General features: G+C 42.0%; 13 protein-coding genes. 10 read left to right on the top strand and 3 right to left on the bottom strand.

Annotated elements, in window-relative coordinates:
- Nucleotide 1: 1 nt before the first annotated feature.
- Complete coding sequence (locus tag PSH50_RS00840; protein ID WP_273587349.1) at nt 2-673, top strand: TIGR01621 family pseudouridine synthase; 672 nt, start codon at nt 2-4, stop codon at nt 671-673.
- Nucleotides 674-1,477: a tRNA cyclic N6-threonylcarbamoyladenosine(37) synthase TcdA gene (gene tcdA, locus PSH50_RS00835; protein ID WP_273587347.1), complete on the top strand. Its 804-nt coding sequence runs from the start codon at nt 674-676 to the stop codon at nt 1,475-1,477.
- Nucleotide 1,478: 1 nt separating this feature from the next.
- Here the strand turns inward: tcdA and PSH50_RS00830 are convergent, their stop codons facing one another.
- From PSH50_RS00830 to PSH50_RS00820, 3 genes are all read right to left on the bottom strand, one after another.
- Complete coding sequence (locus PSH50_RS00830; RefSeq protein ID WP_004586688.1) at nt 1,479-1,895, bottom strand: SufE family protein; 417 nt, start codon at nt 1,893-1,895, stop codon at nt 1,479-1,481.
- 13 nt (nt 1,896-1,908) lie between these two features.
- Nucleotides 1,909-3,135: an aminotransferase class V-fold PLP-dependent enzyme gene (locus PSH50_RS00825; RefSeq protein ID WP_121637539.1), complete on the bottom strand. Its 1,227-nt coding sequence runs from the start codon at nt 3,133-3,135 to the stop codon at nt 1,909-1,911.
- 110 nt (nt 3,136-3,245) lie between these two features.
- Nucleotides 3,246-4,532, bottom strand: coding sequence for a citrate synthase (locus tag PSH50_RS00820; RefSeq protein ID WP_004586686.1), 1,287 nt, complete (start codon nt 4,530-4,532; stop codon nt 3,246-3,248).
- Nucleotides 4,533-4,948: 416 nt separating this feature from the next.
- Between PSH50_RS00820 and sdhC the strand changes: the two genes are divergently transcribed.
- The 8 genes from sdhC to sucD all read left to right on the top strand — a co-directional run bounded on the left by sdhC (nt 4,949) and on the right by sucD (nt 14,816).
- The gene (sdhC, locus tag PSH50_RS00815; RefSeq protein WP_084554498.1) at nt 4,949-5,326 is read left to right on the top strand and encodes a succinate dehydrogenase, cytochrome b556 subunit; all 378 of its coding nucleotides are present in this window, start codon (nt 4,949-4,951) and stop codon (nt 5,324-5,326) included.
- Nucleotides 5,317-5,664: a succinate dehydrogenase, hydrophobic membrane anchor protein gene (gene sdhD / locus PSH50_RS00810; protein WP_004586684.1), complete on the top strand. Its 348-nt coding sequence runs from the start codon at nt 5,317-5,319 to the stop codon at nt 5,662-5,664. Before sdhC ends, sdhD begins: the two co-directional genes overlap by 10 nt.
- Entirely contained in the window at nt 5,665-7,437 is a 1,773-nt protein-coding gene (sdhA, locus tag PSH50_RS00805) for a succinate dehydrogenase flavoprotein subunit (protein WP_004586683.1), read from the top strand.
- Between the two features lie 10 nt (nt 7,438-7,447).
- Entirely contained in the window at nt 7,448-8,164 is a 717-nt protein-coding gene (locus PSH50_RS00800) for a succinate dehydrogenase iron-sulfur subunit (RefSeq protein ID WP_004586682.1), read from the top strand.
- An 89-nt stretch (nt 8,165-8,253) separates the two neighbouring features.
- Nucleotides 8,254-11,073 carry a 2-oxoglutarate dehydrogenase E1 component gene (locus tag PSH50_RS00795; RefSeq protein WP_004586681.1) on the top strand — a complete coding sequence of 940 codons (2,820 nt, stop codon included), beginning with the start codon at nt 8,254-8,256 and terminating at the stop codon, nt 11,071-11,073.
- Between the two features lie 3 nt (nt 11,074-11,076).
- A complete protein-coding gene (gene odhB / locus PSH50_RS00790) occupies nt 11,077-12,600 on the top strand; it encodes a 2-oxoglutarate dehydrogenase complex dihydrolipoyllysine-residue succinyltransferase (protein ID WP_273587340.1) in 1,524 nt (507 codons plus the stop codon).
- A 177-nt stretch (nt 12,601-12,777) separates the two neighbouring features.
- Nucleotides 12,778-13,944 carry an ADP-forming succinate--CoA ligase subunit beta gene (sucC, locus tag PSH50_RS00785; protein ID WP_004586679.1) on the top strand — a complete coding sequence of 389 codons (1,167 nt, stop codon included), beginning with the start codon at nt 12,778-12,780 and terminating at the stop codon, nt 13,942-13,944.
- The gene (gene sucD / locus PSH50_RS00780; protein ID WP_004586678.1) at nt 13,944-14,816 is read left to right on the top strand and encodes a succinate--CoA ligase subunit alpha; all 873 of its coding nucleotides are present in this window, start codon (nt 13,944-13,946) and stop codon (nt 14,814-14,816) included. The genes sucC and sucD overlap by 1 nt, the downstream gene beginning before the upstream one ends.
- Nucleotides 14,817-14,854: the final 38 nt, after the last annotated feature.

Genomic DNA, 14,854 nt, shown 5'->3' with positions numbered 1-14,854 from the left:
AATGGTTAAAAGTGAATTACCCATAGTGTTTAGCCACGCTGATTTTTATATTTTTGAAAAACCAGCGGGGCTTAATTTTCACTCAGAAGGTGAAAAAGGGTTTGTGGTATTAGCTGAGCAGCAAACTGGCGAAAAATTATTTGCTGTTCACCGCCTTGATAAAGTGACATCTGGCCTTATTATTCTTAGTCGCAATAAAGAAGCCGCTGCTAAATTTACGTCTCTTTTTACTGAGCACGCAATAAACAAGTTTTATTTAGCTATAAGCAATGCTAAACCTAAAAAAAAGCAAGGGTGGATAAAAGGTGATATGGCTAAGTCTCGCAGAGGCATGTTTAAGCTTTTACCGACCGTGCAAAACCCGGCCATTACCCGCTTTTATTCTTTTAGTTATAAGCCCGGGTTTAGAGCGTATATTTTAAAGCCGTATTCGGGCAAAACCCACCAACTTAGAGTAGCATTAAAAAGTTTAGGGGCGCCAATTTTAGGCGATACACTTTATAGTGGCAGCAAAGCTGAGCGGGCGTATCTTCATGCCTATGCGTTAAGTTTTTTATGGCATGGGGAGCAAATTAATTGCTCTTTGCTACCTACTACGGGTGATGAGTACCAGCAATTAATTAATCATCAAGAATTTCAAGCATGGCAATCGCCGTGGCAACTGGATTGGTAAATGAGCGAACAAGTAACAGATATTCGTTTTGGCGGGATCAAACGCCTATACGGTAACCAACAATTTGACTGGCTACAACAAGCCCATTTTTGTGTAGTGGGCATAGGCGGTGTAGGAAGTTGGACCGCAGAAGCTTTAGCACGTACAGGCGTGGGTAAAATCACTTTAATTGACTTAGATGATATTTGCGCGACGAACGTAAATAGGCAAATTCATGCACTTAGCGGCAGTATTGGCCAAGCCAAAGTAGATGCAATGAAATGCCGCTGCGAACTGATAAACCCAGAGTGTAAAGTAACTGTGATAGATGACTTTATTACTCTTGAAAATATTCGTGAGCATATTCAAGGTTTTGATTACGTTATTGACTGTATCGATGCAGTTAAAGAAAAAGCAGCGCTTATTGCTCATTGTAAGCGTAATAAAATGCCTATTATTACTACTGGCGGCGCGGGTGGGCAAACTGATCCTAGCCAAATAACATTTGGTGATGTGGCTAAAACCACGCAAGATCCGCTCCTTGCTAAAGTGCGTTATATTTTACGCAAACAATATAATTTTAGTAACAACCCTAAACGCAAATTTAATATTGATTGTGTGTACTCAACTGAGCAACTTGTTTACCCAGGCAGTGATGGCAGTGTATGCCATGCTAAACAAAATGCTGATGGTACAATGAATATGGATTGTAATAACGGGTTTGGCTCGGTAACTATGATCACCGGAAGTTTTGGCTTTTTTGTAGCGGCTAAAGCGGTACGTAAATATTTAGATAAAAAACAGCGTTTACAACAAGCTCAATAGTTTAATTGAGCTTGTTAGTTGCCATGCTTTGAATTGCCTCGACCATGGCTTTTATTCCGTTCCCTCGAGATGCACTAAGGTGTTTAATTAAGCCTAACTTTTCAAATTCGTCATACGCATTAATATTCACGACCTCTTCAGGTGTTAAGCCATTATAAAGCGCTAAAATTATCGCTAATAAGCCTTTTACAATGCGAGTGTCTGAATCGCCAATAACCACTAAACGATTCTCGCTATCGTCAAACTCCATAAACATCCACACTTTGCTCTCACACCCTGGCACCAGTGCGTCATCGGTTTTAAGTACATCCGCTAAAGCGGGAAGTGTTTTGCCCAGAAGCATTATTTCGCGATATTTTTGCTGCCAAGATTGCGCCTGTTGTATAGGTTTTACTACGTTTTTAAACGTATTTGTCATGAGTTATCCTAAATTAGTCTAATAATTCAATCGTTTCTTTCAAGGCGTTGATGAAATTATCAACATCTTGATGGGTATTATAAAATGCAAAGCTTGCTCGAACAGTGCCTTTTACCCCTAAATGGTGCATTAATGGTTGCGTACAATGGTGTCCACTGCGTACTGCAATACCAAATCCGTCAAGCAAAGTTGCCAAATCGTAGGGGTGTTCACTTTTATAATTAAAACTGAGGGTGCCAATATTGTTGTTTAGGTCGCTATAAATAGTAATACCGTCAATTTTACTCAATTGTGTGGCTGCATAATTAAAAATAGCCTGCTCATGGCGCTGTAACTGTTGTATGTTTAGGGCTGATAAATAATCAATTGCTGCACTAAAGCCAATGACGCCGGCTATATTTGGGGTGCCGGTCTCAAATTTAGCAGGAGCGTCTCTGTAGGTGCTTTTTTCAAGGGTTACAGTATCTATCATCTCACCACCCGTTTGATACGGGGTAAGCGTATTAAGTAATTCATAGCGACCATATAAGCCCCCAACACCCGTAGGGCCAAGCATTTTATGCGCTGAGAATACATAAAAATCGCATCCAAGCTGCTTTAGATTAGGGCGTAAATGCATGGCTCCTTGTGCGCCATCAACAACAACTAACGTGCCGACTGCTTTCGCTGCAGCTATTAATGGCGCTAAATTGGTAATATTACCTAATGCGTTAGACGCTTGGCTGATACACAGCACCTTTGCTTTAGTGCGCGTGATCATGTCTATACAGCGCACTATATTAAACGTCGCGTTTTGCTCAAGGGGAAGTGCAGATAGTGTAGCCCCGGTATTTTGTGTTAATACCTGCCAAGGTACAATATTAGCGTGGTGCTCAAGGGGGGTAATTAATACCGTATCTTCACCTGTAATTTGCCTTTGTAGGCCATGAGCAAGTAAATTTAGCGCCTCTGTCGCGCCTTTTGTCCAGACGATTTCTTTAGCATTTACGTTAAAGTAATCCGCTGTTTTTAATCTTGCCTCTTCATATTGTTCTGTAGCGCGCTCGCTTAAAGTATGGCGGCCTCTGTGAACGTTTGCGTTGCCTAAATTATAAAAACGAGTCGTTGCATCAATAACGCTTTGTGGCTTTTGCGACGTTGCGCCAGAGTCTAAATATACTAAAGGGTTGCCATTAAGGGTTTGGTTTAGAGTAGGGAAGTCGTTGCGGATTTTTGTTATATCAAACTCTTGAGAAGGCATGGCTATTCAACATCTATAAATTTAGGCAGGAATTGTAATCGGTTTCATAAAATTGACAAGCAAAGCACACAAAAAAGGCCGCAAAAGCGGCCTTTTTTAACTAACTAAGCTTAGCGCTTGTCAGTTGATACGAAGTCACGTTGAGTGTAACCAGTATACATTTGACGAGGGCGGCTGATCTTATGACCAGGTTGAGATAGCATCTCATCCCAGTGAGTGATCCAACCAACAGTACGTGCCATTGCAAAAATTACAGTGAACATGCTTGTTGGAATACCAATCGCTTTTAAGATAATACCTGAGTAGAAATCAACGTTAGGGTAAAGTTTCTTCTCTACAAAGTATGGGTCTTCAAGGGCAATCTGTTCAAGCTTCATTGCAATATCAAGAAGCGGATCTTGAATGTTAAGCTCTTCTAATACTTCGTGACACGTTTGACGCATTACTGTAGCGCGTGGGTCGAAGTTTTTGTAAACACGGTGACCAAAGCCCATAAGACGGAACGGATCAGACTTATCTTTTGCTTTTGCTACGTACTCATCAATACGATCAACAGAACCAATCTCTTCTAACATGTTTAAACATGCTTCGTTAGCACCGCCGTGAGCAGGGCCCCAAAGAGATGCGATACCCGCTGCAATACATGCATATGGGTTAGCGCCTGAAGAACCTGCTAAACGTACTGTTGACGTTGATGCGTTTTGCTCATGATCAGCATGAAGCATGAAGATTTTATCCATTGCTTTAGCTGTCACAGGGTTAACTTTGTATTCTTCAGCCGGTACAGAGAACATCATGTGTAAGAAGTTTTCTGCGTAGCTTAAATCGTTACGTGGGTAAACAAACGGCTGACCAATGTTTGTTTTGTACGCCATAGCTGCAATAGTCGGTAATTTAGCGACAAGTTTAATAGCGCTTGTTTTACGTTGGCTTGCATCAGTAATATCAAGATCTTCGTGGTAAAAAGAAGATAATGCGCCTACTACACCACATAGCATTGCCATTGGGTGAGCATCGAAGCGGAAACCTTGGAAAAAGTTAGCAATTTTCTCATCAAGCATGGTGTTATGCGTGATTTCTTTTGCAAATGCATCGTATTGCTCTTTAGTTGGTAACTCACCGTTTAAAAGTAAGTAACAAAGCTCAATATAGTTAGAGTCTTCAGCTAATTGCTCAATTGGGTAACCACGGTGAAGTAATACACCTTTACCACCATCAATGTAGGTGATTGCAGATTCACAAGAGCCAGTCGACATGAAACCTGGGTCATAAGTAAAGTGACCGTGTGAACCTAACGTACGTACGTCGATCACATCTTGGCCAGCAGTGCCTTGATAAATTGGAAGTTCGATTGGATCTAGTCCATCAATATGGACTGTGGCTTTTTTATCTGCCATCTATGTATCTCCTATTAAGATATCTATTCTGATTTTTAGATTTTTAAAGTTCTGAAATCTTGTTTTAAGCACATCTTCGCATTTTAACGTGAAAGAGGGGGTTAAAGTCAATTTTTATAAACATTATGCATATATGTATAATAAATATTCGGTATTAATTAAATATTATACTATCGGCTAATTCGCAAACGTCTCTAACTAAACAAGAATTGTAAAACAACCTTTGGGTATATATACTATCGGAGGTTTTAAACCGCTTTGTATTTAGGTAAACATATTTTTACAGCGTAATTTTTGCAGATTTGTGAACTTTTGCTGTATTGACACGTTTACTTTGATAGTTCCACCAGAAATTTTGGTGGGTTTTAGAAAAACAAGTAGATGAGCTCCAATGTGAGCAAGATGGGCAAGTAACTGTGAAAAAGCAAAGACCTGTAAATCTAGATCTAACAACTATATCTATGCCGGCAACGGCTAAAGCATCAATCTTTCACCGCGTCACCGGTGTTGCATTATTTTTTGCTTTAACGTTTGTCATTTGGGCTTGGTCTGAGTCTCTTTCTTCAGCTGAAGGTTTTGAATTCGTCAAGGGTCTGTTTAGCGGATTCATTGCCAAATTCATAGCTTGGGGCACACTTTCTGTATTGGGTTATCACCTTATTGGTGGTATCCGTCACATCATTATGGATATGGGCCACTGGGAAGAACTTGAATCAGGTAACCTTAGCGCTAAAATTGCAATGGCACTTGGCGTTGTATTTGCCGTACTGGCAGGGGTGTGGATATGGTCTTAAATCAAGCAACTCTTAAACGTGATGGTGTACAAGATTTCGTATCTTTACGTACCACGGCACTAGTAATCACCGCATACGCGATTTTTATTATCGGCTATTTTTTAGCAACGCCAGAAGTCACTTTCGAAGCCTGGACAGGCCTATTCTCTAATCTAGCAATGAAGGGTTTTACACTTATTACTCTTGTATGCATGATGGTTCATACCCGCATTGGCCTTTGGCAAGTTTTAACGGATTACGTTAAAAACGCTAAACTACGCGCTGTTTTAGGCTTTGTATTAAACCTGATGGCCGTTGCTTACGTAGCTATTGGTCTAATCGTTTTATGGGGTGTTTAAGTGAAATATTCTGTTCGTGAATTTGACGCCGTAGTAATTGGTGCAGGTGGTGCTGGTATGCGCGCCGCTCTTGCCATTACCGAATCTGGCAAAACGTGTGCATTAATATCTAAAGTATTCCCAACACGCTCACACACTGTATCTGCACAGGGTGGTATTACAGTAGCGCTAGGTAATTCACACGAAGACAACTGGGAATGGCATATGTACGATACCGTTAAAGGTTCCGATTTTATCGGTGACCAAGACGCTATCGAATACATGTGTCAAACAGGCCCAGAAGCTATTACTGAATTAGAAAACATGGGTTTACCATTTTCTCGTTTTGAAAATGGCCGTGTTTACCAACGTCCTTTCGGTGGTCAATCGAAAAACTTTGGTGGTGAACAAGCTGCACGTACTGCAGCAGCAGCTGACCGTACTGGTCATGCTTTATTACACCTTCTATACCAACAAAACGTTAAAAACCAAACTAATGTATTCTCTGAGTGGTATGCACTAGATTTAGTTAAAAACGACAATGGCGATGTAGTAGGCTGTACAGCAATTGAGATTGAAACAGGTGAAATCACTTTCTTCAAATCAAAAGCTGTTGTACTTGCAACCGGCGGTGCTGGTCGTATTTTCGCATCAACAACCAATGCTCACATTAATACGGGTGATGGTGTTGGTATGGCAGCCCGTGCAGGCGTTGCTATGCAAGATATGGAAATGTGGCAATTCCACCCAACGGGTATTGCAGGCGCCGGTACACTTGTAACGGAAGGTTGTCGTGGTGAAGGTGGTTATCTTTTAAATAAAGATGGCGAACGCTTCATGGAACGTTATGCACCAAACGCTAAAGACTTAGCGTCTCGTGACGTTGTAGCACGTTCAATGATGACTGAAATCCGTGAAGGCCGTGGTTGTGATGGTCCTTGGGGTCCACACCTTAAGCTGAAACTTGACCACTTAGGTGAAGAAACGCTTAACTTACGTCTACCAGGCGTATGTGACCTTGCTAAAACTTTCGCACACGTTGACCCTGCTAAAGAGCCAATTCCAGTAATACCAACTTGTCACTACATGATGGGTGGTGTTCCAACTAACGTAAATGGTCAAGCGCTACAAATCGATGCTAACGGCAACGAAAAAGTAGTAGAAGGCTTATTTGCCGTAGGTGAAATTGCCTGTGTATCTGTACATGGTGCAAACCGCCTAGGTGGTAACTCATTACTTGATTTAGTTGTATTTGGCCGTGCTGCGGGTAACTTCCTAGGTAAATACCTAAACGAAGTTGAAATTACTAAAGCACCGACAGCATCTGATATTGACGCGTCTCTTGCACGCTTTAACCGTTGGGAAAATTCAACGGCTGGCCAAGGTGAAGACCCAGTTCAAATCAAAAAAGACCTACAACAATGTATGCAGCTTAACTTCTCGGTATTCCGTGAAGGTGAGTCTATGGCGACAGGTCTAAAAGAGCTTAAAGAAATTCGTGAACGTCTGCAGCATGCACGTCTTGATGATAAATCATCAGACTTCAACACGCAGCGTATCGAATGTCTTGAACTAGACAACTTAATGGAAACAGCTTACTCAACTGCAGTAGCTGCAAACTTCCGTACTGAAAGCCGTGGTGCACACTCTCGCTTTGACTACCCAGATCGTGATGACGAAAACTGGTTATGTCACTCAGTATTCAATCCGGTAACGGATGAAATGAGCAAGCGTGACGTAAACTACGCGCCTAAGACGCGTGAAGCGTTCCCACCTAAAGCACGTACCTACTAGGAGCGAGACGATGGCACAAGTACAATTTTCAGTTTATCGTTACAATCCTGATGTTGATAACGCACCTCGTATGCAAGAATATACTTTGCAAACAGAGGAAGGTCAGGACATGATGGTATTGGATGCACTTTTATTATTAAAAGAGCAAGATCCAACATTATCATTCCGTCGCTCATGTCGTGAAGGCGTGTGTGGCTCTGATGGCGTTAATATGAATGGTAAAAATGGTTTAGCATGTATTACACCATTATCTACGCTGCAAAAAGGCGGTAAAGGTACTATTGTAATTCGTCCTTTACCTGGCTTACCTGTGGTACGTGACCTTGTTATTGACATGAGTCAGTTCTACACTCAGTACGAAAAAGTTAAACCATACCTAATTAACGATCAGCCAGCGGCTGGTGAGCGTCTTCAATCTATTGAAGAACGTGATAAATTAGATGGACTTTACGAGTGTATTTTATGTGCATGTTGTTCTACATCGTGTCCTTCGTTCTGGTGGAATCCAGACAAGTTCATTGGTCCAGCAGGCCTTCTTCATGCTTACCGTTTCTTGGCTGATAGCCGCGATACGGCAACTGAAGAACGTTTAGCAGACTTAGACGATGCGTTCAGTGTGTTCCGTTGCCACAGTATCATGAACTGTGTTAGCGTTTGTCCTAAAGGTCTTAACCCGACCAAAGCAATTGGACAAATTAAATCTATGTTATTAAACCGCGCGGTTTAATCACTTAGTAACGTAAGATGGCTAATATTTTTATTAGCCATCTTGTTATGACAACTATTAATTTCTGCGCTAAAGAAAAGGGCTTATAAATGCACGAAGGTGTGATGAAGGCATGGCTAGAATCTTCACATTTAAACGGCGGCAACGTTGCTTATGTAGAAGAGCTTTATGAAGCGTATTTAGATGATGCGACTTCTGTGCCAGAAGAATGGCGAGAAGTGTTCGAACAATTACCTAAAGTAGATGGTGTGGATGTTGAAGTAAAGCATTCAGAAGTTCGTTCACAGTTTGCGGCGCTTGCTAAAAACAAGCATAGAGAGGTAGTGGTAGCAGAGGGTAGTGGCGGTGACCTTAAACAGGTTAAAGTACTACAACTTATTAATGCTTTCCGCTTTCGAGGACACCAAAATGCTAACCTAGATCCATTAGGCATTTGGCAACGAGAGCGTGTTCGAGATTTAGAGCTAGAATACCACGACTTATCTAAAGCTGATTTTGACCGCGAATTTAACGTAGGATCGTTTGCCGTAGGCCGCGATACTATGCCTTTAGGTGAACTATACCAGGCACTTAAAACCACCTATTGTGGTTCTATTGGTGCTGAGTATATGCACATCACATCAACAGAAGAAAAGCGTTGGTTACAACAGCGTTTAGAATCTGTTCAATCACGACCTACTTTTTCTAAAGAAGAAAAACTGCGTATCCTTAAAGGATTAACCGCAGCAGATGGTCTTGAAAAATATTTAGGTGCAAAGTTCCCTGGTGCTAAGCGTTTCTCACTTGAAGGTGGTGATGCGTTAGTTCCTATGCTTAAAGAACTTATTCACCGTGCCGGCGAAAGCGGGCAAAAAGAAGCAGTTATTGGTATGGCCCACCGCGGTCGCTTAAACGTACTAGTTAATGTGTTAGGTAAAAACCCATCTGAGTTATTCGATGAGTTTGCTGGTAAACACAAAGACACGTTAAGCTCTGGTGACGTTAAATACCATATGGGTTATTCATCTGACTTTGCGACCAAAGGTGGCAATGTTCATATGGCACTTGCGTTTAACCCTTCTCACCTAGAAATTGTTAATCCTGTGGTTATGGGCTCAGTAAGAGCACGTTTAGACCGTTTAGGTGACAGTTCAGGTAGCAAAGCATTACCTATTACTATCCACGGTGACTCAGCGATTACAGGCCAAGGTGTTGTACAAGAAACATTTAATTTGTCGCAAACAAATGCCTTCTCATGTGGTGGTAGTATCCGTATTGTTGTAAATAACCAAGTTGGTTTTACAACCTCAAAACAAGACGACGTACGTTCTACAGATTACTGTACTGACATTGCTAAAATGGTTCAGTCACCAATCTTCCACGTTAACTCTGATGACCCTGAAGCCGTTGCATTTGTTACACAACTTGCACTTGATTTTAGAAACCAGTTTAAACGTGACGTAGTAATCGATTTAGTATGTTATCGCCGCCATGGTCATAACGAAGCTGATGAGCCTAATGCAACACAGCCTCTTATGTACCAAAAAATTAAAAAGCATGCGGTTCCGCGTTTAATTTACGCTGATCAACTTATGTCTGAAGGCTCATTCACTGAGAGTGAAATTAAAGCATTAGCTGATGAATACCGTAACGGCTTAGATGAAGGTAACTGTGTTGTTGAAGAAATTCAGCCAGAAACTTCGCACTCATCTGATTGGGCAAAATATGTTGGCCATGAGTGGAATGTTGAGTACGACGCAAGCGTACCGGTAGATAAGCTAAAAGCACTTGGCGAACAAGTTGCGCAGTTCCCTGAGCAATATAAAGCACAGTCTCGTGTTAAAAAGATTTACGATGACCGTAAGCTTATGGCAAGTGGCGAAAAACCACTAGATTGGGGTATGGCAGAAACACTTGCTTATGCAACAATTGCTTCTGAAGGCACAGATATACGTTTAACTGGCCAAGACTCAGGGCGTGGTACTTTCTTCCACCGCCATGCTGTAGTACATAGCCAGTCAGATGGTTCAACTTACCTCCCTCTTCAAAATTTAAGTGAAGACCAAGGTACCTTTGAAGTATTTGATTCTGTTTTATCAGAAGAAGCGGTACTTGCTTTTGAATATGGTTATGCAACAGCTGAACCTACATCATTAGTCCTTTGGGAAGCCCAGTTTGGTGACTTCGCAAATGGTGCACAAGTCGTATTTGACCAGTTCTTAAGCTCTGGTGAGCAAAAGTGGGGCCGTTTATGTGGCTTAACATGTTTGCTTCCGCATGGTTATGAAGGTCAAGGTCCAGAGCATAGTTCTGCACGTTTAGAGCGTTTTTTACAGCTTTGTGCTGATCACAACATGCAAGTGTGTGTTCCTTCAACACCTGCACAAGTTTACGCTATGCTACGTCGTCAATCAGTTAGACCACTTCGTCGTCCATTGATTGTAATGACACCAAAATCACTACTTCGTCACCCACTTGCGGTATCTTCACTTGAAGAACTTTCACAAGGTGTATTCCATAATATGATCGACGAAATCGATGATATTAACCCTGAGAAAGTAGAACGCGTAGTATTTTGTAGTGGTAAAGTTTACTACGAACTATTACAAGAGCGTCGTAAGCTTGAGCAAGACAACATTGCTATTGTACGTGTGGAGCAGTTATACCCGTTCCCGCATGCAGAAATGGACACGATTATGGAACGTTACCAACACGTTACTGATTTTGTTTGGTGTCAAGAAGAGCCACAAAACCAAGGTGCTTGGTACTGTTCGCAACATCACTTTATTGATGCAATCCCACAGGGTGCTAAATTGACTTACGCAGGGCGTAAGGCGTCGGCATCTCCAGCGTGTGGTTACATGTCAGTACATACTAAAGAACAACAAGCGCTCGTTGCAGACGCGCTTACTATACAAAAGAAAGGATAAGCAATGAGCACAGAAATTAAAGTTCCTGTTCTTCCTGAGTCGGTTGCAGATGCTACCGTTGCTACATGGCATGTAAGTGTAGGCGACAAAGTAAGCCGTGACCAAAACTTAGTAGACATTGAAACAGATAAAGTGGTTTTAGAAGTGGTTGCACAAAATGACGGTGTAATTACTGAAATATCACAAGAAGAAGGTGCAACGGTACTTGGCGACCAAGTTATCGGTTTACTTGGTGATGCTGATGCAGCACCAGCAAGTGACAGTGCTCCGGCTAAAGAAGAAGCCGCACCTGAAAAATCAGAAGACGCGCCTGCGGCGCAATCAGCTCCAGCATCAGAAGGTAAAGAAGTGGACATTAAAGTACCTGTACTTCCAGAATCAGTTGCAGACGCAACAATTGCTACATGGCATGTACAACCAGGTGAAGCGGTAACTCGCGACCAAAACTTGGTAGATATTGAAACTGATAAAGTTGTTCTTGAAGTAGTAGCTCAAGAAGACGGTATCATGGGCGAGCAACTAAACGCAGAAGGCGATACTGTACTTGGCGAACAAGTTATTGGTAACGTTAAAGCGGGCGGCGCTCCAGCAGCACCTGCAGCTAAAGCAGAAGAAGCGCCTGCTGCAAGTGAGTCTAACGATAGCTCAGATGTATTAACGCCGTCTGTACGTCGTTTAATCGCTGAAAAAGGGCTTGATGCGTCTAAAATTAAAGGCACAGGTAAAAACGGCCGTGTAACTAAAGAAGACGTTGATACTTTCTTAAAAGCACCTGCTCCAGCTGCTAAAAAAGAAGCTGCTTCAGCACCTGCTGCACCTGTGGGTGACCGTACACAAAAACGTGTACCAATGACGCGCTTACGTAAAACCATTGCTAATCGTTTATTAGAAGCGAAAAACTCAACAGCAATGTTAACTACGTTTAACGAAGTAAACATGAAACCTATCATGGACCTTCGTAAGCAATACCAAGAAGTATTCGAGAAGCGTCACGGTATTCGTTTAGGCTTTATGTCTTTCTACGTGAAAGCAGTAACTGAAGCACTTAAGCGTTTCCCTGACGTAAATGCATCAATTGATGGTGACGATATTGTTTACCACAATTACTTTGATATCAGCATCGCTGTATCTACACCCCGTGGTTTAGTTACACCAGTACTTAAAGATTGCGACAAACTATCTGTTGCTGAAATCGAGAAAGGTATTCGTGAATTAGCCCTTAAAGGCCGTGACGGTAAACTAACACTTGACGATATGACAGGTGGTAACTTTACCATTACTAACGGTGGTGTATTTGGTTCGTTACTTTCTACGCCTATTATTAACTTACCACAGTCATCAATCTTGGGTATGCACAAAATCCAAGAGCGTCCTATGGCTGTAAATGGTAAAGTTGAAATTCTTCCTATGATGTATTTGGCACTATCTTACGATCACCGCCAAATCGATGGTAAAGAATCTGTTGGTTTCTTAGTGACTATTAAAGAGTTACTTGAAGATCCAACTCGCTTATTACTGGATGTTTAATCGAGTAGTATGAAATATAAGCTGTGAATGACAATTCACAGCTTTTTTTTTGCGCCTTTGGTGTTACTGGGGTTTTCATGTTAAGCCTTGGGATCTATACTAGGTGCGCAATTTGGGATAGCTGTTTATTTGCATAAATATTCAGCTCTTTTAGTATAAAAAATTGGATAAAGCATCATGAATTTGCATGAGTATCAGGCAAAACAACTTTTTGCCGAATATGGTTTACCAGTTTCTCAAGGTTTCGCTTGCGATACACCTGAAGAAGCTGCAGCAGCTGCCGAAAAAATTGGCGGTGATATGTGGGTTGTTAAAACTCAGGTTCACGCAGGTGGCCGTGGTAAAGCTGGCGGTGTTAAGCTAGTTAAAACAATCGAAGAAGTAAAAGAATTCGCTGCTAACTGGTTAGGTAAAAACTTAGTTACTTACCAAACAGACGAAAATGGTCAGCCTGTTGCTAAAATTTTAGTAGAAAGCTGTACAGATATCGCTAACGAATTGTACTTAGGTGCAGTTGTTGACCGTGCTTCTCGCAAAGTTGTTTTCATGGCGTCTACTGAAGGCGGTGTTGAAATTGAAACTGTTGCTGAAGAAACTCCAGAGCTTATCCACAAAGCAGAGATCGATCCATTAGTGGGTCCTCAAGCTTACCAAGCACGTGAGTTAGGTTTTAAACTGGGTCTTAACCCTACACAAATGAAGCAGTTCGTTAAGATCTTTATGGGTCTTGGCAACATGTTCAACGATTTTGATTTCGCTCTTCTTGAAATCAACCCGTTAGTAATCACAGACGAAGGTAACCTTCACTGTCTTGACGGCAAAATCGGTATAGATGGTAATGCACTTTACCGTCAACCAAAAATCCGTGAAATGCACGATCCATCTCAAGAAGATGCACGTGAAGCTCACGCAGCAAGCTTCGAGCTTAACTACGTAGCACTAGATGGTAACGTAGGTTGTATGGTTAACGGTGCAGGCCTAGCGATGGGTACTATGGACATCGTAAATCTACACGGCGGTAAGCCAGCTAACTTCCTAGATGTTGGTGGCGGCGCGACTAAAGAGCGTGTTTCTGAAGCATTCAAAATCATCCTTTCTGACGATAACGTAAAAGCTGTTTTAGTTAACATCTTTGGTGGTATCGTACGTTGTGACATGATTGCTGAAGGTATCATTGGCGCAGTTAAAGAAGTAGGTGTAAACGTGCCTGTAGTTGTACGTTTAGAAGGTACTAACGCTGAATTAGGTCGTGACGTTCTTAAGAACTCTGGCCTAGATATCATCGCTGCTGAATCACTAACAGACGCTGCTGAGAAAGTTGTAGCTGCTGCGGAGGGCAAATAATGTCTGTATTAATCAATAAAGATACAAAAGTTATCTGTCAAGGTTTCACTGGTGGCCAAGGTACTTTCCACTCTGAGCAAGCGCTTGAGTACGGTACACAAATGGTTGGTGGTGTAAGCCCAGGTAAAGGCGGTCAAACGCACCTTGGTCTTCCAGTATTCAACACAGTACGCGATGCAGTTAAAGAAACAGGCGCAACAGCGTCAGTTATCTACGTACCAGCACCGTTCTGTAAAGATGCAATCTTAGAAGCTATCGATGCGGGCATCGAGCTAATTGTTTGTATCACTGAAGGTATCCCAACACTAGACATGGTTGACGTTAAAGTTAAGCTTGATAACTCTGGTGTTCGCATGATCGGTCCTAACTGTCCAGGTGTTATCACTCCTGGTGAGACTAAGATTGGTATCATGCCTGGTCACATCCACAAGCCTGGTAAAGTAGGTATTGTTTCTCGCTCTGGTACTTTAACGTACGAAGCAGTTAAACAAACTACAGACGCTGGTTTTGGTCAGTCTACGTGTGTTGGTATTGGTGGCGACCCAATCCCAGGTACTAACTTTATCGACGTGCTAGAAATGTTCGAAAAAGATCCACAAACTGAAGCAATTGTAATGATTGGTGAAATTGGTGGTACTGCAGAAGAAGAAGCTGCAGAGTACATTAAAGCTAACGTAACTAAGCCTGTTGTTTCTTACATTGCTGGTGTAACTGCACCAGAAGGTAAGCGTATGGGTCACGCTGGCGCAATCATCGCAGGCGGTAAAGGTACTGCTGATGAGAAATTTGCTGCACTAGAAGCTGCTGGCGTACAAACTGTACGTTCACTTGCTGATATCGGTAAAGCACTTAAAGAGAAAACAGGCTGGTAATCAGTTTGCTTAATCTTTAAAAAGGCTCGCATTTGCGA

Origin of the sequence: Pseudoalteromonas sp. Angola-7 (genome assembly GCF_028599255.1) — a bacterium.
In the GTDB taxonomy this organism is placed as follows: domain Bacteria; phylum Pseudomonadota; class Gammaproteobacteria; order Enterobacterales; family Alteromonadaceae; genus Pseudoalteromonas; species Pseudoalteromonas atlantica.
This window is presented reverse-complemented; position numbering and strand designations above follow the sequence as displayed.

What these genes read in the sequence shown, in the direction of transcription:
- PSH50_RS00840 (WP_273587349.1), top strand. Translation starts at nt 2, where the DNA reads ATGGTTAAAAGTGAATTACCCATAGTGTTTAGCCACGCTGATTTTTAT.
- tcdA (WP_273587347.1), top strand. Translation starts at nt 674, where the DNA reads ATGAGCGAACAAGTAACAGATATTCGTTTTGGCGGGATCAAACGCCTA.
- PSH50_RS00830 (WP_004586688.1), bottom strand. Translation starts at nt 1,895, where the DNA reads ATGACAAATACGTTTAAAAACGTAGTAAAACCTATACAACAGGCGCAA.
- PSH50_RS00825 (WP_121637539.1), bottom strand. Translation starts at nt 3,135, where the DNA reads ATGCCTTCTCAAGAGTTTGATATAACAAAAATCCGCAACGACTTCCCT.
- PSH50_RS00820 (WP_004586686.1), bottom strand. Translation starts at nt 4,532, where the DNA reads ATGGCAGATAAAAAAGCCACAGTCCATATTGATGGACTAGATCCAATC.
- sdhD (WP_004586684.1), top strand. Translation starts at nt 5,317, where the DNA reads ATGGTCTTAAATCAAGCAACTCTTAAACGTGATGGTGTACAAGATTTC.
- PSH50_RS00800 (WP_004586682.1), top strand. Translation starts at nt 7,448, where the DNA reads ATGGCACAAGTACAATTTTCAGTTTATCGTTACAATCCTGATGTTGAT.
- PSH50_RS00795 (WP_004586681.1), top strand. Translation starts at nt 8,254, where the DNA reads ATGCACGAAGGTGTGATGAAGGCATGGCTAGAATCTTCACATTTAAAC.
- odhB (WP_273587340.1), top strand. Translation starts at nt 11,077, where the DNA reads ATGAGCACAGAAATTAAAGTTCCTGTTCTTCCTGAGTCGGTTGCAGAT.
- sucC (WP_004586679.1), top strand. Translation starts at nt 12,778, where the DNA reads ATGAATTTGCATGAGTATCAGGCAAAACAACTTTTTGCCGAATATGGT.
- sucD (WP_004586678.1), top strand. Translation starts at nt 13,944, where the DNA reads ATGTCTGTATTAATCAATAAAGATACAAAAGTTATCTGTCAAGGTTTC.